18 protein-coding genes are annotated in these 19,716 nt (G+C 69.5%); 14 read left to right on the forward strand and 4 right to left on the reverse strand.

Annotation, left to right across the window (positions count from 1 at the left end; translation table 11 throughout):
- Positions 1-138 precede the first annotated feature (138 nt).
- The 3 genes from fdhF (at position 139) to ABLE93_RS09620 (ending at position 4,172) form a co-directional block, all read left to right on the forward strand.
- Positions 139-2,970 carry a formate dehydrogenase subunit alpha gene (fdhF, locus tag ABLE93_RS09610; protein WP_348839571.1) on the forward strand — a complete coding sequence of 944 codons (2,832 nt, stop codon included), beginning with the start codon at positions 139-141 and terminating at the stop codon, positions 2,968-2,970.
- Positions 2,971-3,082: 112 nt separating this feature from the next.
- Complete coding sequence (gene fdhD, locus ABLE93_RS09615; protein WP_348839572.1) at positions 3,083-3,952, forward strand: formate dehydrogenase accessory sulfurtransferase FdhD; 870 nt, start codon at positions 3,083-3,085, stop codon at positions 3,950-3,952.
- Positions 3,942-4,172: a formate dehydrogenase subunit delta gene (locus ABLE93_RS09620; protein WP_348839573.1), complete on the forward strand. Its 231-nt coding sequence runs from the start codon at positions 3,942-3,944 to the stop codon at positions 4,170-4,172. Before fdhD ends, ABLE93_RS09620 begins: the two co-directional genes overlap by 11 nt.
- 53 nt (positions 4,173-4,225) lie before the next feature.
- Here ABLE93_RS09620 and ABLE93_RS09625 read toward each other — a convergent pair whose 3' ends face one another.
- Both ABLE93_RS09625 and pcaD read right to left on the reverse strand, forming a co-directional pair.
- Positions 4,226-5,281 carry a cation diffusion facilitator family transporter gene (locus ABLE93_RS09625; protein WP_348839574.1) on the reverse strand — a complete coding sequence of 352 codons (1,056 nt, stop codon included), beginning with the start codon at positions 5,279-5,281 and terminating at the stop codon, positions 4,226-4,228.
- Positions 5,282-5,371: 90 nt separating this feature from the next.
- Complete coding sequence (gene pcaD / locus ABLE93_RS09630) at positions 5,372-6,148, reverse strand: 3-oxoadipate enol-lactonase (protein ID WP_348839575.1); 777 nt, start codon at positions 6,146-6,148, stop codon at positions 5,372-5,374.
- Positions 6,149-6,277: 129 nt separating this feature from the next.
- Here pcaD and ABLE93_RS09635 point away from each other — a divergent pair, with 129 nt between their 5' ends.
- From ABLE93_RS09635 to ABLE93_RS09650, 4 genes are all read left to right on the forward strand, one after another.
- Complete coding sequence (locus tag ABLE93_RS09635; RefSeq protein ID WP_348839576.1) at positions 6,278-7,606, forward strand: hypothetical protein; 1,329 nt, start codon at positions 6,278-6,280, stop codon at positions 7,604-7,606.
- An 8-nt stretch (positions 7,607-7,614) separates the two neighbouring features.
- Positions 7,615-8,367, forward strand: coding sequence for an alpha/beta fold hydrolase (locus ABLE93_RS09640; RefSeq protein WP_348839577.1), 753 nt, complete (start codon positions 7,615-7,617; stop codon positions 8,365-8,367).
- Positions 8,368-8,442: 75 nt separating this feature from the next.
- Complete coding sequence (gene cysE / locus ABLE93_RS09645; RefSeq protein ID WP_348839578.1) at positions 8,443-9,327, forward strand: serine O-acetyltransferase; 885 nt, start codon at positions 8,443-8,445, stop codon at positions 9,325-9,327.
- 79 nt (positions 9,328-9,406) lie between these two features.
- The gene (locus ABLE93_RS09650; RefSeq protein WP_348839579.1) at positions 9,407-9,616 is read left to right on the forward strand and encodes a DUF3126 family protein; all 210 of its coding nucleotides are present in this window, start codon (positions 9,407-9,409) and stop codon (positions 9,614-9,616) included.
- Positions 9,617-9,662: 46 nt separating this feature from the next.
- Here the strand turns inward: ABLE93_RS09650 and ABLE93_RS09655 are convergent, their stop codons facing one another.
- Positions 9,663-11,462, reverse strand: coding sequence for an ABC transporter ATP-binding protein (locus ABLE93_RS09655; RefSeq protein WP_348839580.1), 1,800 nt, complete (start codon positions 11,460-11,462; stop codon positions 9,663-9,665).
- Between the two features lie 443 nt (positions 11,463-11,905).
- On the opposite strand from ABLE93_RS09655, the gene ABLE93_RS09660 reads away from it, so the two are divergent.
- The 4 genes from ABLE93_RS09660 to ABLE93_RS09675 all read left to right on the forward strand — a co-directional run bounded on the left by ABLE93_RS09660 (position 11,906) and on the right by ABLE93_RS09675 (position 15,538).
- On the forward strand, positions 11,906-12,163 hold the full coding sequence (locus tag ABLE93_RS09660; RefSeq protein WP_348839581.1) for a zinc-finger domain-containing protein: 258 nt from the start codon (positions 11,906-11,908) through the stop codon (positions 12,161-12,163).
- A 73-nt stretch (positions 12,164-12,236) separates the two neighbouring features.
- Positions 12,237-13,424, forward strand: a complete 1,188-nt coding sequence (locus tag ABLE93_RS09665) for an FAD-dependent monooxygenase (RefSeq protein WP_348839582.1) — start codon at positions 12,237-12,239, stop codon at positions 13,422-13,424.
- Between the two features lie 213 nt (positions 13,425-13,637).
- Positions 13,638-14,138: a GNAT family N-acetyltransferase gene (locus tag ABLE93_RS09670; protein WP_348839583.1), complete on the forward strand. Its 501-nt coding sequence runs from the start codon at positions 13,638-13,640 to the stop codon at positions 14,136-14,138.
- Positions 14,139-14,317: 179 nt separating this feature from the next.
- Positions 14,318-15,538 (forward strand): ABC transporter substrate-binding protein, encoded by a 1,221-nt coding sequence (locus ABLE93_RS09675; protein WP_510183003.1) that lies wholly within the window; start codon positions 14,318-14,320, stop codon positions 15,536-15,538.
- Between the two features lie 161 nt (positions 15,539-15,699).
- Here ABLE93_RS09675 and ABLE93_RS09680 read toward each other — a convergent pair whose 3' ends face one another.
- Positions 15,700-17,136, reverse strand: a complete 1,437-nt coding sequence (locus ABLE93_RS09680; protein ID WP_348839584.1) for a class II 3-deoxy-7-phosphoheptulonate synthase — start codon at positions 17,134-17,136, stop codon at positions 15,700-15,702.
- A gap of 286 nt (positions 17,137-17,422) precedes the next feature.
- Here ABLE93_RS09680 and ABLE93_RS09685 point away from each other — a divergent pair, with 286 nt between their 5' ends.
- The 3 genes from ABLE93_RS09685 (at position 17,423) to ABLE93_RS09695 (ending at position 19,703) form a co-directional block, all read left to right on the forward strand.
- Positions 17,423-17,827, forward strand: coding sequence for a DUF6152 family protein (locus ABLE93_RS09685; protein ID WP_348839585.1), 405 nt, complete (start codon positions 17,423-17,425; stop codon positions 17,825-17,827).
- A 2-nt stretch (positions 17,828-17,829) separates the two neighbouring features.
- The gene (locus tag ABLE93_RS09690) at positions 17,830-18,297 is read left to right on the forward strand and encodes a hypothetical protein (protein WP_348839586.1); all 468 of its coding nucleotides are present in this window, start codon (positions 17,830-17,832) and stop codon (positions 18,295-18,297) included.
- A gap of 101 nt (positions 18,298-18,398) precedes the next feature.
- A complete protein-coding gene (locus tag ABLE93_RS09695) occupies positions 18,399-19,703 on the forward strand; it encodes a multidrug effflux MFS transporter (RefSeq protein WP_348839587.1) in 1,305 nt (434 codons plus the stop codon).
- Positions 19,704-19,716: the final 13 nt, after the last annotated feature.

The raw sequence follows: 19,716 nt of genomic DNA on the forward strand, positions 1-19,716 counted from the left end.
CCTCGCCTTCCGGTTGGACCGCAGGCCCCATCGCTGGCGCCCGCGGCGCCGTGGATGCTTCGGTCAAGCCGGAGCACGACGGCTTTCTGACGTTCGCGCCCCCGGCGCGTCATCGCCCTTCCTGAAAGGAACGCCCCCATGTCGCTCGTCCATGAAATCGACTACGGCACGCCGGCTTCCAAGTCCGAGAAGCTGGTCACCCTGATCATCGACGGCATGTCCGTCACCGTGCCGGAAGGCACGTCCATCATGCGCGCGGCCATGGAGGTGGGGAACCAGATCCCCAAGCTCTGCGCCAGCGACATGCTCGACGCCTTCGGCTCCTGCCGCCTCTGCCTGATCGAGATCGAGGGCCGCAACGGCACGCCCGCCTCCTGCACCACGCCGGTGGCCGAGGGCATCGTGGTGAAGACCCAGACCGAGCGGCTCAAGAAGATCCGCAAGGGGGTGATGGAGCTCTACATCTCCGACCACCCTCTCGACTGCCTGACCTGCTCGGCCAACGGCGACTGCGAGCTGCAGGACATGGCCGGCGTCGTCGGCCTGCGGGACGTGCGCTACGGCTATGAGGGCGAGAACCACACGAAGCTCGGGAAGGACGAGTCCAACCCCTACTTCACTTATGAAAAGTCGAAGTGCATCGTCTGCAACCGCTGCGTCCGGGCGTGCGAGGAGGTGCAGGGTACGTTCGCGCTCACCATCTCGGGCCGCGGCTTCGACAGCCGGGTGTCCCCCGGCATGGACGAGAGCTTCCTGTCGTCCGAGTGCGTCTCCTGCGGCGCCTGCGTTCAGTCCTGCCCCACGGCGACGCTGAACGAGAAGGCGATGTACAACATTGGCACGCCCGAGCACTCGCTGGTGACCACCTGCGCCTATTGCGGCGTGGGCTGCACCTTCAAGGCAGAGATGCGCGGCGACGAGCTCGTGCGCATGGTGCCCTACAAGGATGGCAAGGCGAACCGCGGTCATTCCTGCGTGAAGGGCCGCTTCGCCTACGGCTACGCCACCCATAAGGACCGCATCCTCAAGCCCATGATCCGCTCTTCCATCCACGAGCCGTGGAAGGAAGTGTCCTATGAGGAGGCGATCAATTACGCCGCTTCCGAGTTCAAGCGGATCCAGGAGAAGTACGGCAAGCGCGCGGTGGGCGGCATCACCTCGTCCCGCTGCACCAACGAGGAGACCTACCTCGTCCAGAAGCTGATCCGCGGCGGCTTCGGCAACAACAACGTGGACACCTGCGCCCGCGTCTGCCACTCGCCCACCGGCTATGGCCTCTCCCAGACCTACGGCACCTCGGCCGGCACCCAGGACTTCGACAGCGTCGAAGCCTCCGACGTGGTGCTCATCATCGGCGCCAACCCCACGGACGGCCACCCGGTGTTCGGCTCGCGCCTCAAGAAGCGGCTGCGCGAGGGTGCCAAGCTCATCGTGGTGGATCCCCGCCGCACCGACATCGTGCGCTCACCCCACGTGGAAGCGGCGTTCCATCTGCCGCTGCGCCCGGGCACCAACGTCGCCATTGTCACGGCAATGGCCCATGTGATCGTCACCGAGGGCCTGGTCAACGAGCAGTTCGTGCGCGAGCGCTGCGACTGGGACGAGTTCCAGGAATGGGCCGCCTTCGTCGCCGAGGAGCGCCACTCCCCCGAGGCGGTGGAGAAGTACACGGGTGTTCCCGCCGCCGACGTGCGAGGCGCCGCCCGGCTCTACGCCACGGGCGGCAACGGGGCCATCTATTACGGCCTCGGCGTCACCGAGCATTCGCAGGGCTCCACCACGGTGATGGCCATCGCCAACCTCGCCATGGCCACCGGCAACGTGGGCCGCAACGGCGTGGGCGTGAACCCGCTGCGCGGCCAGAACAATGTGCAGGGCTCCTGCGACATGGGCTCGTTCCCGCACGAGCTGCCGGGCTACCGTCACATCTCTGACGACGCCACCCGCTCGACGTTCGAGGCCATGTGGGGCGTGCCGCTGGACGAGGAGCCGGGCCTGCGCATCCCCAACATGTTCGATGCGGCCGTGGAGGGCACCTACAAGGGCATGTACGTTCAGGGCGAGGACATCCTCCAGTCCGACCCCGACACCAAGCATGTCTCGGCCGGCCTTGCCGCGCTGGAGTGCCTGGTGGTGCAGGACCTGTTCCTGAACGAGACCGCCAATTACGCCCACGTCTTCCTGCCGGGCTGCTCCTTCCTTGAGAAGGACGGCACATTCACCAATGCCGAGCGCCGCATCCAGCGCATCCGCAAGGTGATGGCGCCGAAGAACGGCTATGCGGACTGGGAGGTCACCCAGTTGCTCTCCAACGCCCTCGGCTTCCCCATGAACTACGCCCATCCGAGCGAGATCATGGACGAGATCGCGGCGCTCACCCCGTCGTTCGCAGGTGTGAACTACAAGCTGCTCGACGAGATGGGCTCGGTGCAGTGGCCGTGCAACGAGGCGGCGCCGGAAGGCACGCCCATCATGCATATTGGCGGCTTCGTGCGCGGCAAGGGCAAGTTCGTCCTCACCGAATACGTGCCCACCGACGAGCGGACCGGCCCGCGCTTCCCGCTGCTGCTCACCACCGGGCGCATCCTCAGCCAGTACAATGTGGGCGCCCAGACCCGGCGGACCGAAAATTCCGTCTGGCATGCCGAGGACGTGCTGGAGATCCACGCCCACGACGCGGAGAACCGCGGCATCCGCGACGGGGACTTCGTGAAGCTGGACAGCCGGGCCGGCTCCACCTCGCTGCGCGCGGTCATCTCCGACCGCGTGGCGCCGGGGGTTGTCTACACCACCTTCCACCATCCGGTGACCCAGGCGAACGTGGTGACCACCGAATATTCCGACTGGGCCACCAACTGCCCGGAATACAAGGTCACCGCCGTCCAGGTGTCGCCCTCCAACGGGCCGACCCAGTGGCAGGAGGAGTATGAGAACCTGAGCCGCACGAGCCGCCGCATCGCGGCGGAGTGAGGCCCAGGACGCTTCTGCCTCGCCGCCGGTGGCCGGCGGCGAGGCAGCCCTTTCAAAACGCTCGCCCTGTGCCCACGTGAATAGGAAGCCCCGAGCGCTGCGACCCGCAACAATGACCGACGAGCCCGCCTGTCCCCTTCCGTCCGACCTCCCCGCGCCACCTCCGGCGCGGCGGGTTGAGCGCGCCCAACTGCGGGACGGAGCTGTCGCCGACGGAACCCGCGCGGTGCCGGAGGAGGTGCCGGTGGCCCTCACCTTCAACGGCACCACCCACGCGGTGATGATGGCCTCCCCCACCGACATCGCCGCCTTCGCCCTGGGCTTTGCCCTGACGGAAGGCATCGTGGCGGCGAAGGAGGAAATCCTCTCCCGCGAGGTGATCGTGGTTGAGGAGGGCATCGAGGCCCGCATGTGGATCGCCGAGGAGAAGATGAAGCATCTCTCCGCCCGGCGCCGCGCGCTGGCGGGCCCTACCGGCTGCGGCCTGTGCGGGGTGGAGAGCCTTGCCGAGGCGGTGAAGCCCGCCGCCGTGGTGACGGCCGAGGCCCGCTTCACGCCCGCGGTGGTGCTGGACGCCATGGCCGCGCTCGGCCCATTGCAGGCGCTCAACCACGAGACCCGCGCGGTGCATGCCGCCGCCTATTTCGAGCCCGGACGCGGCATCCTCGCTTTGGCGGAGGACGTGGGCCGGCACAATGCCCTCGACAAGCTGGTGGGGCTCGCCGCGGAAGCCGGCCTCGACACGGCGCGCGGCCTGCTGCTGCTCACCAGCCGGGTCTCCATCGAAATGGTGCAGAAGGCCGCCGTGCTGGGTGTCGGGGTGATCGCCGCGGTGTCGGCGCCCACCTCTCTCGCCATCCGTACCGCCGAGGCCGCCGGCATCACCCTCGCCGCCATCGTGCGCGACGACGGCTTCGAGATCTTCACTCATCCCGGGCGCATCGCGCTCGCCGCATCGGAACGGCAGGACCATGTCGCATAATTCCACCGAGAAGCTGGTCTACATGGCTAACCAGATCGCCACCGCCTTCGCGACCCAGAAGCACGAGGCCGCGGTGGAGGCGACGCGCACCCATATCCGCAAGTTCTGGGACCCGCGCATGCGCACCAAGATCGCTGAGCACATCGCCCATGGCGGCGAGGGTCTGCTGCCTATCGCCCGCGAGGCGCTGGAAGGACTGGCGACGCCCAAGGCCGCCTGAGTTCAATCGAAGACCCAGTGCACAACAGCCCCGACGGGACACTGCCCGCCGGGTCAGACCACGTGCTTCGGGGCAAGGGCGCACTGCATGTGCCCCGCTTCGATCTGCAGCACGGGATGGGCGATGCCGTAGCGCTTGGTCAGCGCGGCGCAGGTCGCACTGAGGAACTCGTCGTCCAGCGTCGCACCCGGCCGCACGAGATGGGCGGAGAGCGCCACCGAGGTGGTGCTGAGCCCCCAGATGTGCAGATCGTGCACCTCGCTCACGCCCGGCTGGGCGGCGAGCCAGGCCTCCACCTCCGTGGGGTCGATGCCCGCCGGCACCGTATCCATGGCGAGGTTGACGCTGTCCCGCAGCAGCCCCCAGGTGCCGGCGATGATGGCGACGGCGATCACCAGCGACACCACCGGATCGAGCCATAGCCAGCCGGTCACCGAAATGACCCCCGCCGCGATCACGACGCCGAGGGAGATGGCGCCGTCGGCCACGAGATGTATGAACGCGCCGCGCACGTTCAGATCGCCCTTGCGGCCCGCCATGAAGAGCAAGGCGGTGCCGATGTTCACCGCGACGCCGATGAGCGCGACCACCATCACGATCCCGGTCTGGACCGGTGCCGGGCTGGACAGCCGCGAGATCGCCTCCACGATGATGCCGCCGGTGCCCACCAGCAGGATCATGGCGTTGGCCAGCGCCGCGAGGATGGACGAGCGGCCGTAGCCGTAGGTGCGGGTTGGGGTCGGCGCGCGGCGCGACAGCCACGCCGCGCCCCACGCCAGCACGAGGCCGAGCACGTCGGAAAGATTGTGTCCCGCGTCCGCCAGCAACGCCAGGGATCCGGCCATCAGGCCGAAAATGACCTCCACCACCACGAAGCCGAAGTTGAGGCCCGCCCCGATGGCGAACGCCCGCAGCGAATCGGGCACCACATGGTCATGGCCGTGGCCGCCATGACCGTGTCCACCATGGCCATGGCCGTGGCCCGGGTGGTTATGGCCCGCGTGATCGTGGCCGGAACCATCGTGCGGCTCGTGGTCGTGGGAGTCGTGGTCGTGGCCGGCGTGATCGTGCCCTTTGTGATCGTGGGGCCTGCCGTCCACCGTTGCCATGGTCCGTCTCCGCGCCTGTCCGAAGGGCATCTTCCATAGGTGGGGAAAGATGTCACCCGCGTGTCGCGCCGCCCGGCTGCGCCGATCGTCTCAGGCGAGGAAGCGGGAGACGGCGCGGACGAACGCCTCCGGCTGCTCGATGGCCGAGAGATGCCCGCCCGGCAGTCGCTCCAGGCGCGCACCGGGAATGGCGGCCGCGATGGCCTCGCCCCAGGCCGGCGGCGTCGAGCGGTCGTCGTCGGAGACGAGCACCAGCGTCGCGGTGGATATGCGTGGCAGTTCGGCGCGGAAATCCATGTCCCGCATGGCGGCGCTCGTGCCCATGTAGCCGGAGGGCTTCGTGCCCGTCACCATGGTGCGCACGGCGGCGACCCGCGCCGGCGCCTTGGCCTTGAACGCGGGACCAAACCAGCTGTCGATGACCGACTCGGCGATGGGTCCCGTGCCGTCCTTGCGCACTGCCTTGATGCGGTGGTCCCAGAAGCGGGCGGGGCCGGCGTGGGCCGTGGTGTTGGAAAGGACGAGCCGCGTCAGGCGCTGCGGCGCGTTGAGCGCCAGCCACTGCCCCACCATGCCGCCAAGGGAGAGGCCGCAGAAATCCGCCGTCGCAAGGCCCAACCGGTCCATGAGGGCGAGCACGTCGCGCCCGAGATCCCCCATGGCATAGACCTGATCCGGCGCCGCGCTCTCCCCATGCCCGCGGGCGTCGTAGCGCACGACGCGACGGTTCGCGGCGAACAGGGGCACCACCTCGTCCCACATGCCCAGCGTACAGCCGAGCGAATGGGACAGGATCAACGGCGGCGCACCCTCCGGGCCAGTGACCTCCACCCGGAACCGCTCCCCCGCGACGTCCAACAGCGGCACGGCCGCCTCCACCTTGTATTCCGTATTCCAGAAGCAATAACGCCTCTTCCGGCCCGCGCAAGCGCAGGCAGGGCCAGCCGCCTTCAACTCCGCCACAAAGCGGTGCAAGGATGGGGCACTGGAAAGAAAATGGCCCGCATCCTCGCCTTCCTCTTCATCTTCGGATCGCTGCTCGGCGCCGCGCCCTGGCTGCTGCCTGTGGCCAAGGAGAGCGTGAAGCTCATCGCCGCCCGCGATGATCCGGCCGCGCTCGCCGATCTCGGCCTGTCCGGTTTCACCGCCGCCGATGCGACGCGGGAGATCGACGCCGCGCTGGGCGAGGACGACGCCACCCTTGCCGCCTCCTATGTGGCGCTGGCGGATGCGCGCGGCCTTCAGTTGCAGGCAGCGCTGCGTGAACGGGTGGAGGGTGCCAACGGCGCCGCGGCCCAGGCCGTGCGCTCGGCCAAGGATTTCGGCATCGGCTTCGTCACCGGCCAGCCGCACGACCTCGCAGGGCTTGCCGGCGCGGCCGCGAGCGACCTGATGGTGTTCGGCGACATCCGTGACGGCGGGCGCGAGGCGCTCAAGCTCGCCCGCGGCGAGGAAGCGGACCAGCTGATTCTCGGCCTGTCGGCCGTGGGCATCGCCATCACCGCCGGCACCTATGCCACGGTGGGCGCCAGCCTGCCGGTGCGCATGGGCATTTCACTTGTGAAGGTGGCCAAGCGCACCGGCCGCCTCTCCGCGGGCCTGCTGCGCACCTTCACCCGGGCCATCCGGGAAAGCGTGGATTTCACGGCACTGCGGCGCCTCGCCTCCGGCGGGATTCCGGACGGCGCCGCACTGAAAAGCGTGGTGCGCACCGACCGCCTCGGCGGTGTCACCCGCATGCTGGACGATGCGGCCCGCGTCCAGGCCAAAGCCGGAACCCGCGCCGCGCTGGAGGGCCTGAAGGTCGCCGAAAACGGCCGCGACCTCAGCCGCGTCGCCCGCCTCGCCGACGCCAAGGGTGCGCAGACCCTCGCCATCCTCAAGACGCTGGGGCGCGGGGCCATCGCCATCACCAGCCTGCTGTTCCACCTCATTTGGTGGGCCTTCGCGACGCTGGTCTATGCCTTCGCCATGATCTCCAGCTTCAACGGCTTCTGCGTCGCCTGCGCCCGGCGCATGTGGCGCAAGCCCCGGCGTTCGTCGGGCAGCCGCGTCCGGCACGATCATGCCCCCGCCCGGCTCCGGCTGGGGGGCCGCCGCACGCCGGTGGCAGGGCCGTCGGCTCTGGCCGTTGCGCCCGAGCGCGTCGGCGTGGAACTGGAGGCGGCGGCCGGCCGCGTGCTGGATGCCGCTCAGGCGGTCCGCCTGCTTGCCGAGGCTGGGCCCCCGCCGGCGGGGGCCGAACGCTTGGCACGGGCGGGCGGAGCTTCTAGTTTCCCGGCGCCGCGCGGCCCCACCGCGCCGACCGTCATCGTCCCCCGCTAAGGTTCTCCATGCCCCGTTTCTCCTCCGATGGTGTCGACATCGCCTATTTTGACGAGGGCGCCGGCGACCCGGTCCTCCTGATCCACGGCTTCGCCTCCACCAAGGAGATCAACTGGGTCAACCCGTCCTGGACCAAGACGCTGCTCGGCGCGGGCTACCGCGTCATTGGCTTCGACCATCGCGGACACGGCGCGTCGCAGAAGCTGTACGACCCCGAGCTCTACCACACGCGCCTCATGGCGGAGGACGCCTGCAACCTCCTCGCCCATCTCGGCCTGCCGCGCGCCGACGTGATCGGCTATTCCATGGGCGCGCGGGTCGGGGCGCAGATGGCGCTGCTGTTCCCCCAGGCGGTGCGCTCGCTCGTCATGGGCGGGCTCGGCATCCATCTCGTGGACGGCGTCGGCCTGCCCCAGACGGTGGCGGACGCGCTGGAGGCGCCGAGCCTCGATGACGTGCCCGACGCCATGGGCCGGACCTTCCGTGCCTTCGCCGACGCCAACAAGGCCGACCTGAAGGCGCTGGCGGCCTGCATCCGCGGCTCGCGGCAGGTGCTCTCGCGGGAGGAGGTGGGGCGCATCTTCCAGCCGGTGCTGGTCGCCATCGGCACCCGAGACTCGGTGTCCGGGGCCGCCGCGCCGCTGGTGGAGTTGCTGCCGGACGGGACCCAGCTCGACATTCCCAACCGCGAGCACAATCCCGCGGTGGGCGACAAGGTGTTCAAGGAGGGAGCGCTCGCCTTCCTGAAAGCGCGGCCCTGAAGGCGGCTGCAACCCTCTCCCGCCGACGCAGCTTGTGCTAGAAGAGGGGCAAGTCAGTCTCGCGAGGAGGCAGAGATGCCGCAGTTTCCCATGGCCGCGCCGGCCCCCGAGAGCTTCCAGCCCAAGCTCACCAAGGCCGGAACCGAACGCTGGCACGACGTGGTGGACCCGGTCTGGGCGCGCCTGCGCAACGAGGCCGAGGAGGCCGCGGAGCGCGAGCCCCTGCTCGCCGGCTTCTTCACCAGCGCCGTGCTGGGCCAGCCCACGCTGGAGGCGGTGATCGGCGAGCGCATCGCCGCACGTCTGGACCACGCGGACGTCCCCGCCCCTGCCATCCGCGCCGCCTGGCTCGATGCGGTCTCCCGCGACAAGTCCATCGCCCAGGCGCTGCGCGCGGACCTCATGGCCGTGGTCGACCGCGACCCCGCGGCCACCCGCACGCTGGAGCCGGTGCTCTATTTCAAGGGCTTCCACGCCATCCAGACCCATCGCCTGGCGCATTTCCTGTGGGAGAACGGCCAGACCGATTTCGCGCTCTACCTGCAGAGCCGCGCCTCCTCGGTCTATGCGGTGGACATCCATCCGCAGGTGCCGCTCGGCCGCGGCATCTTCTTCGACCACGCCACCGGCATCGTTGTCGGTGCCACCGCGGTGATCGAGGACGACGTGTCCATTCTCCAGGGCGTGACCCTCGGCGGCACCGGCAAGGAGACCGGCAACCGGCACCCGAAGATCCGCCGGGGCGTGCTGATCGGTGCCGGCGCCAAGGTGCTGGGCAACATCGAGGTGGGCCGCTGCGCCCGCGTCGCGGCGGGATCGGTGGTTCTGAAGCCGGTGCCCCGCAACTCGACCGTGGCCGGCATCCCGGCCAAGGTCGTCGGCGAGGCCGGCTGCGCCGAGCCCTCCCGCTCCATGGATCAGATGTTCGAGGACAACATCTTCGCCGGAGCGGATATCTGATCCCTCCCGGCGCGCGCCGGCTTGAACGCCCGCGCCGGGGCCGCCATAAGGCGACCATCCGTTCTCAGGAGGACCACCGTTGGAAAAGACCGAGCTCGAGCGCGTGCAACGCTATCTGCGGACCCTGTTCGGCAATCCGCAGATCAAGGTGACTGCCCGCCCGAAGAAGAAGGACTCGGCCGAGGTGTATCTGGGCGAGGAGTTCATCGGCGTCCTGTTCAAGGACGACGAGGACGGCGACCTGTCCTACAATTTCCAGATGGCCATCCTCGACACCGATCTCGAATGACCGGTGACCGCGCGGCACTGGCCGCGCGGTCCCTGGGGCCGGCGCCTTACGCCGCCAGCCCCCTGGCCATCTCCATGGCCTGCCGCTCGAACAGGCGGCGGTAGAGCCCGCCCTCGCGGCGCACCAGCGTATCGTGGTCGCCCTCCTCGACGATGCGGCCCTTGTCGAACACCAGCAGTCGATCAAGCGCGCGCACCGTCGACAGCCGGTGTGCGATGACGAGCGTGGTGCGGCCGATCATCAGCCGCTCCATGGCGTCCTGGATCGCCGCCTCCGATTCCGAATCCAGGCTGGACGTGGCCTCGTCCAGGATCAGGATGGGTGCATCCGCAAGGAACGCCCGGGCGATGGCGATGCGCTGGCGCTCGCCGCCAGAGAGCTTGACGCCCCGCTCGCCCACCAGCGTGCCGTAGCCGCGCGGCAGTCGCTCGATGAACTGGGCCGCATTGGCCAGCTCCGCCGCCCGCCGGATCTCGGCGAAGGACGCATCCGGCCGGCCATAGGCAATGTTCTCCATCAGCGAGCGGTGGAACAGCACCGGCTCCTGCTGCACCACGGCGATTGCGCGCCGCAGGGAGCCTTGCGTCACCTCCCGCACGTCCTGCCCGTCGACGCTCACGCGGCCGGCGGTGACGTCGTGCAGGCGCTGGATCAGCTTCACGAAGGTGGTCTTGCCCGAGCCCGAATGACCCACCAGCCCCACCCGTTCGCCCGCCGCGATGGCGACGGAGAGCTTGTCGTAGAGCGGCGTGCTGTGCCCGCCGTAGTGGAAGGTCACGTCCTCGAATGCGATGCGGCCCGCCGTCACCTGCGCCGGCACGGCCGCGGGCGCGTCGGACACGCCGATCTTCTGGTGGTGGATCTCCACCAGCTCCTCCAGCTCGTTGAGCGAGCGCTGGAGATTGTGGATGTGCATGCCGATGTCGCGCAGGTAGGAATGGACCACCAGGTAGGAGGTGAGCACGTAGGCGACGTCGCCGGCGCTCGCCTGCCCCTGCCGCCACAACAGCAGCGCCGTGCCGATGATGGACGCCTGAAGCGCCACCAGCGCCATGAGCTGCGCAGTCCCGGCCCAGGTGCCCGCCATCCAGGTGCGCCGGGTGCGCGCGTTCCACTTGGCGAGCACACGGGAAAGCCGCGCTTCCTCCCGCCCTTCGGCACCATAGCCTTTCACCACCGCGTTGCAGCCCACCGCGTCCGCCAGAACGCCGCCGACGCGGGTGTCCCATGCATTGGAGAGGCGGGCGGCGGGCGCCACATAGGTGATCGACAACGCGAGGGTGAGGCCGATGAAAGCCACTGCTCCGACGGCCACCACGAGGCCCAGGATCGGCCAGCGGGCACCGAGCAGCAGCGCCGTGCCGCCGAGCGCCAGCAGGGAGGGGAACAGCGCCACCAGCAGGGTGTCGTGCAGCACGTCGAGGGACCACATGCCGCGCGAGATCTTGCGCACGGTGGAGCCGGCGAAGGTGGAGGCGTGCCAGTCGGACGAGAAGCGCTGCACCCGGGCGAAGGCGTCCGCCGCGACGTCCGCCATCATGCGCAGGGTGAGCCTGACGATCACCACATAGGTCAGGTGCCGCGCCGCCACCATGGTCACGCCCAATGCGGCAATGGCCAGAAACGCGGCGACCGCGCCCTGCCATGCGGCCTCCCGGTCTGCGCCCGCGAGCGCATCAACCAGGCGGCCGGCGAACAGCGGCACGAACACCTCGGCCAGCGTGGCGGTGAGCACGGCGGCACAGGTGGCCGCGATGACCCCTTTCCTGCGCGCCCAATGGCCGAGGAGAAAGGCGAAGATGGCGCGGAACGACACGCCCCGCTTGTGGGTCCGAAACAACGACATGACGCGATCCGGCCGCGCGAGGCGCAAGGCCGGTCCCTGGTTTGCAATAGGCTTGGAGCGGCCGGCAGGCCGCAGGGTTTTGAAGCGTCGGCGCACCGCGCCGGCGGCCGAGGACGCTCGCGGGGCGCGGTTCACGCCGTCTGGGGAATGGGCGGTCCTAACGTCCCCGGATCAGGCGCCCGAGGGCGCTCAGCGGGGCGGGCCTGGGAATCACGTCCGTATGATGGGTGCGCCGAAAGACACCGCGCGTCCGGGACGGACCGCCGGACATGGCATGATACATGGACGCGACCCTCCCTTGCCGTGAAGTCTCGGGGCAGCCGCGCAAGCGTGGCCGGACGACGGCGGTGGGCCCGGCCGATCTGCCGCGGCGCAGGGCCTTCCGCCGGCGGCCATCAGAGGCTAAGGTCGCGGCGCTTTTTTGAACGAGCATGGGCGGAACCATGGCGGACACCGGCATTCCCCACTTCTGCAACGACCTCGGCGTCACCCTCATCGAGGTGGGCAGCAAGGAGTTCATGTGCATCGGTGCGCAACCGCCCTTCGACCATCCGCACATCTTCATCGACCTCGGCGATGATACCGAGCACGTCTGCCCCTATTGCTCCACGCTCTATCGCTACAACCCCGCTCTCGCGGCCGGTGCGGCGAAGCCCGAGGAGTGCGTGTGGCACGACACCCCGGCCAAATCGGCGGCCTGAGCTCCCCGGCCTGACGGCCGCCGCAAAGAAAGACTAATTCGCCGGCCCCCTTCCCATGGAGCCGGGTCCAACCATGGCCGATCCCATCCCCTTCCGGCCGCGCCCGCGGCCCGCCGCGCGCAGCGTCGTCGTGGTCGGCGCCGGTATCGGCGGGCTGGCCTGCGCCATTGCGCTGCGCCGCGCGGGGCTGACCGTGCAGGTGGTGGAGCAGGCGCGCAAGCTGAAGGAAGTTGGCGCCGGCCTCCAGCTGACCCCCAACGCCACCCGCATCCTGCGCGATTTCGGCCTGCTGACGCGACTGGAGCAGGTGGCCGTGACCCCGCGGTCCCTCGACGTGCGCAACGGCTACAGCGGCGCCAGCCTCACCCGCGCCCATTACGGCCCCGCCGCCACGCGCTACGGCGCGCCCTTCCTCGTGGTGCACCGTGCTGAGCTCCAGGCCCTGCTGGCCGAGGCCGCCCAGGCGGAAGGCGTCCATATCGCCCTCGGATCGGACCTCACCGCCGTCGAGCCGGCCTTCGGCGGCGTGCGGGCGGTAGTGAAGCAGGGCGAGAACCTCGTGGCCCACGGCGCCGATATTTTGGTGGGCGCGGACGGCGTGCGCTCCGACGTGCGCGCCCATCTCGGCGTCGCGCGTCCGCCGGTGTTCGCCCAGCGCCTCGCCTTCCGCGCCACCGTGCCGGTGCCGCCCCGCCACCCGCCGGACGTGCGCCTTTATCTCGGCCGCAACGCCCACCTCGTCGCCTATCCGGTGAAGGGCGGAGCCATGCTGAACCTCGTCGCCATCGTCCGCCAAATGGAGCCGGTGGCGCGCTGGAGCGCGCCCGGAGACAGCGCGGCCGTCCACGCCGCCTTCGCCGATTGGGCGCCGGAAGTCCGTCGCCTGCTGGAAAGCGCCTCGCATTTCCTCTGCTGGGGCCTCTACGACATCGAGCCCCTGCCCCGCTGGAGCTCCGGACGCGTGACGCTGCTGGGCGATGCCGCCCACGCCATGCTGCCCTTCCTCGCTCAGGGGGCGGCGCAGGCCATCGAGGATGCCGCCGCCCTCGCCCGCGCCCTCGGCCGGGAGAGCGATGCGGCGACCGCGCTGAAGGCCTATGAGGCCGAGCGCCTGCCGCGCACCGCCCGCATCCAGTCCGAGGCGCGCCGCAACAGCATGATCTACCATCTCTCCGGCGCCCCCCGCCTCGCCCGTGACCTGGTGCTGCGCCGGCAGGGCGCCGGCCTGCTGGACCGCTACGGCTGGATCTACGGCGGCTGAGCGGCCGTTGCCGCCGGCCGGTTTCGAGCCGCCTCTGGACCTGGGGCGGTGGGCATGCTATCCGCCCGCCCCACTCTCGTGAGGGCAACATGGGCCGGAGGCTTCAGCGACGACGACAGGACACGGTGCGCCCCGGCGCCCGCGCCGTCCTGCCCGCCTGAACCCGGCTGAGGCCGATCGCGCGGGCCCTTCGTCCTGCCTGCGAGTTGCCCCATGACCGAGCTTCCCTTGTCCATTGCCGTGGAAACGGCCACCGACGATGCTGCCATCGAGCGGCTGCACGAGCGCACCTTCGGCCCCGGCCGGTTCGCCCGCACCGCTTTCCGCATCCGCGAGCAGACGGTGCATGAGCGTGCTTTGTCCTTCACCGCCCGCGTCGGCACCATGCTGGTGGGATCGGTGCGGCTGACGCGCGTCACCATCGGCACGACGCCCGCCCTGCTGCTCGGCCCGCTCACGGTGGAGCCGCCGTTCCAGTCCGTGGGTATCGGCGCGCAGCTGATGGAGGTGGCGATGGAGGCCGCCCGCGCCGCCGGCCACCGCCTCGTGGTGCTGGTGGGGGACGAACCCTATTACAGCCGCTTCGGCTTCCGGCGCGTCCCGCTCGGCGTCGTGACTCTGCCAGGTCCCGTGGACCCCCACCGGCTCCTGGTGGCGGAGCTCGCCGAAGGCGCGTTCGCCGGCGTTTCCGGAATGGTGAGCGCGAGCCGCTGACGCGGCTGTTACGCCCTTGGTCTAAGGCACAACTGGCTTCGCGGCGCCCGCTCCAGTAGCGTGGTAGCCGGATGTACGAAGGGTTCAGCAGCAAGCTGAACAGGCGGGACAGACGGCGCCACGGTGCCGCCCACGCCGTTCCCGCGCAACGCATCCGCTATGGAAGAGGGAGGAAGACGATGACGTCTCGGATCATGCGGCACTCGCGCGCTTTGCTGGCGGCAGTGGCGATCGGCGGGCTGGCGGCCAGCCCGGCCACGGCCGACGACACCATGGTGAAGCTCGGCGTGCTCAATGACATGTCCGGCGTCTACGCCGACATTTCCGGGCCCGGCTCGGTGGTCGCGGCGCAGATGGCGGCCGACGACTTCATGGCCAAGAACAAGGGCTTCAAAATCGAAGTCGTGGGCGCCGACCACCAGAACAAGCCGGACGTGGGCGCCTCCATCGCCCGCAAATGGTACGATCAGGAGAATGTGGACGCCGTGCTCGACGTGACCACCTCCTCGGTGGCACTCGCGGTCAACGATATTACCCGCGAGAAGAACAAGATCTTCCTCGTCTCCGGTGGCGGCACCTCCGACCTTACCGGCGCCAAGTGCTCGCCCAACACCGTGCACTGGACCTACGACACTTGGGCACTTGCCAACGGCACCGGATCGGCCCTCACCAAGCAGGGCGGCTCGCCGTGGTTCTTCCTCGTGGCCGACTACGCCTTCGGCGCGGCGCTGGAGCGTGACGCCGCGGCGGCGGTGAAGGCGGCCGGGGGCAAGGTGGCGGGCAGCGTGAAGCACCCGCTCTCCACCACCGACTTCTCCTCCTTCCTGCTGCAGGCGCAGTCCTCGGGTGCCAAGGTCATCGGCCTCGCCAATGCCGGCGGCGACCTCATCACCGCGGTGAAGCAGGCCTCCGAGTTCGGCATCACCCAGGGCGGCCAGCAGCTCGCCGGCCTGCTCATCTTCTCGTCGGACGTGAAGGCCCTCGGCCTCAAGGCGGCACAGGGCCTCGTGCTCACCGACGCCTTCTACTGGGACCTCAACGACGACACCCGCGCCTTCGCCAAGCGCTTCGGCGCCAAGTTCAACGGCAAGATGCCCACCAGCGCCCAGGCCGGCGTCTATTCCAGCGCCATGCACTATCTGAACGCCATCAAGGACGCCAAGACCAAGGACGCGCCCAAGGTGATGGAGCAGATGCGCGCCACGCCCATCAACGACCCGCTGTTCGGCAAGGGCGAGATCCGCATCGATGGCCGTGCCATCCACCCCATGTACCTGCTGAAGGTGAAGAAGCCCGCCGACAGCAAGGGCGAGTGGGACCTGTTCGAGGTGGTCTCCACCATCCCCGCCAACGAGGCGTTCCGCCCGCTCAAGGATGGCAACTGCCCGCTGGTGAAGTAAGCCCGGACAAAGCCGGGCCGGCGCTGCCCCCGAACGGGGCGGCGCCGGCCCTTTGCTTTAGGATCCGGGAGCGCTTCCTCCGTCGCGAGCAAGCCTAGAACGAAGAACGGCGGGCCGAGGCCCGCCGTTCTTTTCGTATCAGCGCTCTCTTCAGCCGCGGATCACTCCGCCGCCGCCACCTGCGGGCGGCCGCGGGCGAGGCGCTCGCGCTTGAGCAGCTCGGCCACCAGGAAGGCGGTCTCGATGGCCTGCTCGGCATTGAGGCGCGGATCGCAATAGGTGTGGTAGCGATCGCGCAGGTCCTCGTCGGAGATCGCGCGGGCGCCGCCCGTGCACTCGGTGACGTTCTTGCCCGTCATCTCCAGATGCACGCCGCCGGCGAAGGTGCCCTCGGCCGCATGGATGTCGAAGAAGGAGCGGATCTCCGACTGGACGCGCTCGAACGGGCGGGTCTTGTAGCCGGAGGCCGCCTTGATGGTGTTGCCGTGCATGGGATCGCACGACCACGCCACGGTTCGGCCTTCCTTCTCCACCGCCCGGATGAGGGCGGGCAGGTGATCTCCCACCTTGTCGGCGCCGAAGCGGCAGATGAGGGTGATGCGGCCCGCCTCATTGTCCGGCTGGAGCACGTCCAGCAGGCGGATGAGGCCTTCGCCCGAGAGCGAGGGGCCGCACTTGATGCCTATGGGATTGCGCACGCCGCGGAAATATTCCACGTGCGCATGGTCCGGCTGGCGGGTGCGGTCGCCGATCCACAGCAGGTGGCCGGAGGTGGCGTACCAGTCGCCCGAGGTGGAATCCACCCGCGTCAGCGCCTGCTCGTAGCCGAGCAGCAGCGCCTCATGGCTGGTGAAGAAGTCCGTCGTCCGCATCTCCGGGTGGTTCTGCGGGTCGATCCCGCAGGCGCGCATGAAGTCGAGCGCCTCGGTGATGCGGTTCGCCAGCTCCTGGTAGCGCGAGGACTGGGGGCTGTCCTTCACGAAGCCCAGCATCCACTGATGGGCGTTCTCAAGGTTGGCGTAGCCGCCGGTGGCGAAGGCGCGCAGAAGGTTGAGCGTCGCCGCCGACTGGCGGTACGCCTCGATCTGCCGGCGCGGGTCGGGCACACGGGCATCGGCGGTGAAGGCGATGTCGTTGACGATGTCGCCGCGGTAGCTCGGCAGGGTCACGCCGTCCACCGTCTCCGTGTCGGCGGAGCGGGGCTTGGCGAACTGGCCGGCGATGCGGCCCACCTTCACCACCGGCGAGCCGCCGGCGAAGGTCAGCACCACCGCCATCTGCAGGAACACGCGGAAGAAATCGCGGATGTTGTCGGCCGAATGCTCGTCGAAGCTCTCGGCGCAGTCGCCGCCCTGCAGCAGGAAGGCTTCGCCGCGGGCGACCTTGGCGATCTCCGCCTTCAGGCGGCGCGCCTCACCGGCGAAAACGAGGGGCGGATAGGAGGCAAGCTTGGCTTCCACCTCGGCGAGGGCAGGCTTGTCCGGATAATCGGGCATCTGCACGCCGGGATAAAATCGCCAGCTGTCCGGACGCCAGCCTTCGGCGCGGCGAGAAGCCTCGGCGCCAGGAACGGGTGCGGATTGCGGGCGGGTCACCATCTCACTCTCCTGTTGCAGATACCGGCCGGCTCCTCCGGCCGGGCCGACCCCCGCGGGCGCCTAGGGCGTTCCTCTTGTGTTCGCGGGATCGGAAGGCGGGCTTATACACGAACCTGCAGCGCGCCGAAAGGACGCGGCGCAAATCCGCCCCGCGGCGGCATCCGGGCGGCAAGCGGACGCCTGACGGCCATGTGATCGGCCGGACAGACGCGAAGGGGGCCGGCGCCTTCTTTCCGTTACGCCATGGCGCCATGCTGCCCAGCGATCCAGAACCTGAGGAGCGGCCATGACCCCCACCGGCCATCGACGCCTGAGAGACACGTCCGCCCGCACGCTGCCGGCCCGCCGCATCGGCGCGGCGATCCTCGCCGCCACCGTGCTGACCGGCGGCGCCGCCCTCGCCCACCACGGCTGGGGCAGCTACGACACCGCCAAGGCCTTCACCATGACCGGGCCTGTCGCCCATCTCGAATGGGCGAACCCCCACGCCCACCTCATGATGCAGCACGAGGGCGCCACCTGGGAGGCGACTCTCGCCCCCCTCTCCCGCATGGAAGCGCGCGGCCTTAGCGCCGATCGTCTCAAGGCGGGCACGACGGTGAGCGTCTATGGCTACCCCTCCACCCGCACCCCCAACGAGATGCGGGCCGAGCGCATCACGGTGGATGGCAAGACGGTGGAGCTGCGCTAGCCGTGGACATCCTCGCCCTCGCGGCGGCGCTGGAGGGATCCGCGCTCGGGGTGGCGGCGCGCAGCTCCGTCTGGCTCTATCCCATCGCGAATATCTGCCATGTGCTGGGCGCGGCCCTCCTCGTCGGCGCCTCGGCGACCTTCGACATCGCCGTGCTGCGGCGCGAACGCGCGGCCGGCTGGGTGCTGCGCGCCGGCATCCCCGTCGCTGCCGTCGGCCTCGTGATCCAGCTGGCGTCCGGCCTCGTGCTGTTTGCGGCGGAGGCCGGGCCGCTGACACGCAACCCCGCATTCCTCGCCAAGCTCGCCTTCATCGCGGCGGGGCTCTTCAACATCCTCGCCTTCCACGGGCTGTTCGGACGTACCATCCGCCAAGGCCCCCTGCCCTCCGGCGCGCGCATCACGGCGGCCCTCTCGCTCCTCGCCTGGACCGCAGCCCTTCTCTTGGGGCGCACCATCGCCTATGTGTGATCCGCGGCGCGCGATCCCGGCGCGCCCTCTCCGCCGGCCTCTTCCGGCTTCTTCGAGAAATCCGTGTCTGTTGCGGGACACATCCAACGCTTGAGCGTGTCATGTCCCAGCCTCTCCGCGCCCCGGCGCCCGCCGCCGATTCTCCCACCGGGGGGAGCGGCCCGGCCGGATCCGCGCCCCGGCGGCCCGCCACCGCCCCCATGCGGCCCGGCTTCGTGGAGTTCGTCGCGCTGATCGCCCTGCTGATGGGCATGACCGCGTTTTCCATCGACAACCTGCTGCCGGCCTTCGGCGCCATCCGCGCCGATTTCGCGCTCGCAAATCCCAACCATGTGCAGGTGATGGTCTATGCCTATCTGATCGGCATTGGCGCCGCGCAGTTCCTCTATGGTCCGGTGTCCGATGTGCTGGGACGACGCCCGATCCTGTTCGCCGGCCTCGCCATCTATGTGGCGGGGAGCGCCATCGCCTTGTTCGCGCAGGATTTCCAGCTGCTGATCGTGGCCCGGCTGATCCAGGGCATCGGCGCGGCGGCCGGGCGGGTGCTGGCCATCGCCATCGTGCGCGACCGTTTCGAAGGGCGCGACATGGCCCGCATCATGTCGCTGAGCATGATGGTCTTCCTCACCGTCCCCATCATCGCCCCGGCGCTCGGCAGCGCGATCCTGTTCTTCGGCTCCTGGCACCTGATCTTCGTGGCGATGCTGGCGCTGGCGGTCATCCTGTGGGTCTGGTTCGGCGTGCGCATGCCCGAGACGCTGCACGCGGAATACCGGATTCCCTTCTCCTTTCGCTCCATCGGCAAGGCCATCGGCCTGACGCTCAGAACCCGCCGGTCCATGGGCTATGCCATGGCCATCGGACTGATGATGGGATCGCTCATGACCTACGTCGGCTCGGCCTCGCAGGTCTTCCAGACCGATGTCTACCAGCTGGGCAATCTCTTCCCCGTGGCGTTCGCCGCCGTGGCGGGCATCATGGCGCTGGCGTCTTTCCTCAATGCCTCGCTCGTCCACCGGCTGGGCATGCGACGCCTGTCCCACGCCGGCATCCTCGGCTTCATCGTCGTCGGCGCGCTCATGGTGGGATCGAGCGTCGCTTTCGACGGCAAGCCGCCCCTCCTCCTGTTCTGCGCGATGGTGGCCGCCGCGCAGTTCCTGTTCGCGCTCACCGTGCCGAACTTCAACTCCATGGCCATGGAGCCGCTGGGCGCGGTGGCGGGGACCGCCTCCTCCTTCATCGGCGGCTTCACCACGCTGATGGCGGCCCTGCTCGGCTTCATGCTGGGCAACGCATTCGACGGCACGGTGCTGCCGCTGAGCCTCGGCTATCTCGTGCTCGGGAGCCTCGGCCTCGGCTTCGTGCTGTGGGCCGAGAAGGGTCGCCTGTTCAGCCACGCGGCCTGAGCGACGGTCCGCC

The organism is Xanthobacter pollutisoli (assembly GCF_040044995.1).
Lineage (GTDB): Bacteria > Pseudomonadota > Alphaproteobacteria > Rhizobiales > Xanthobacteraceae > Xanthobacter.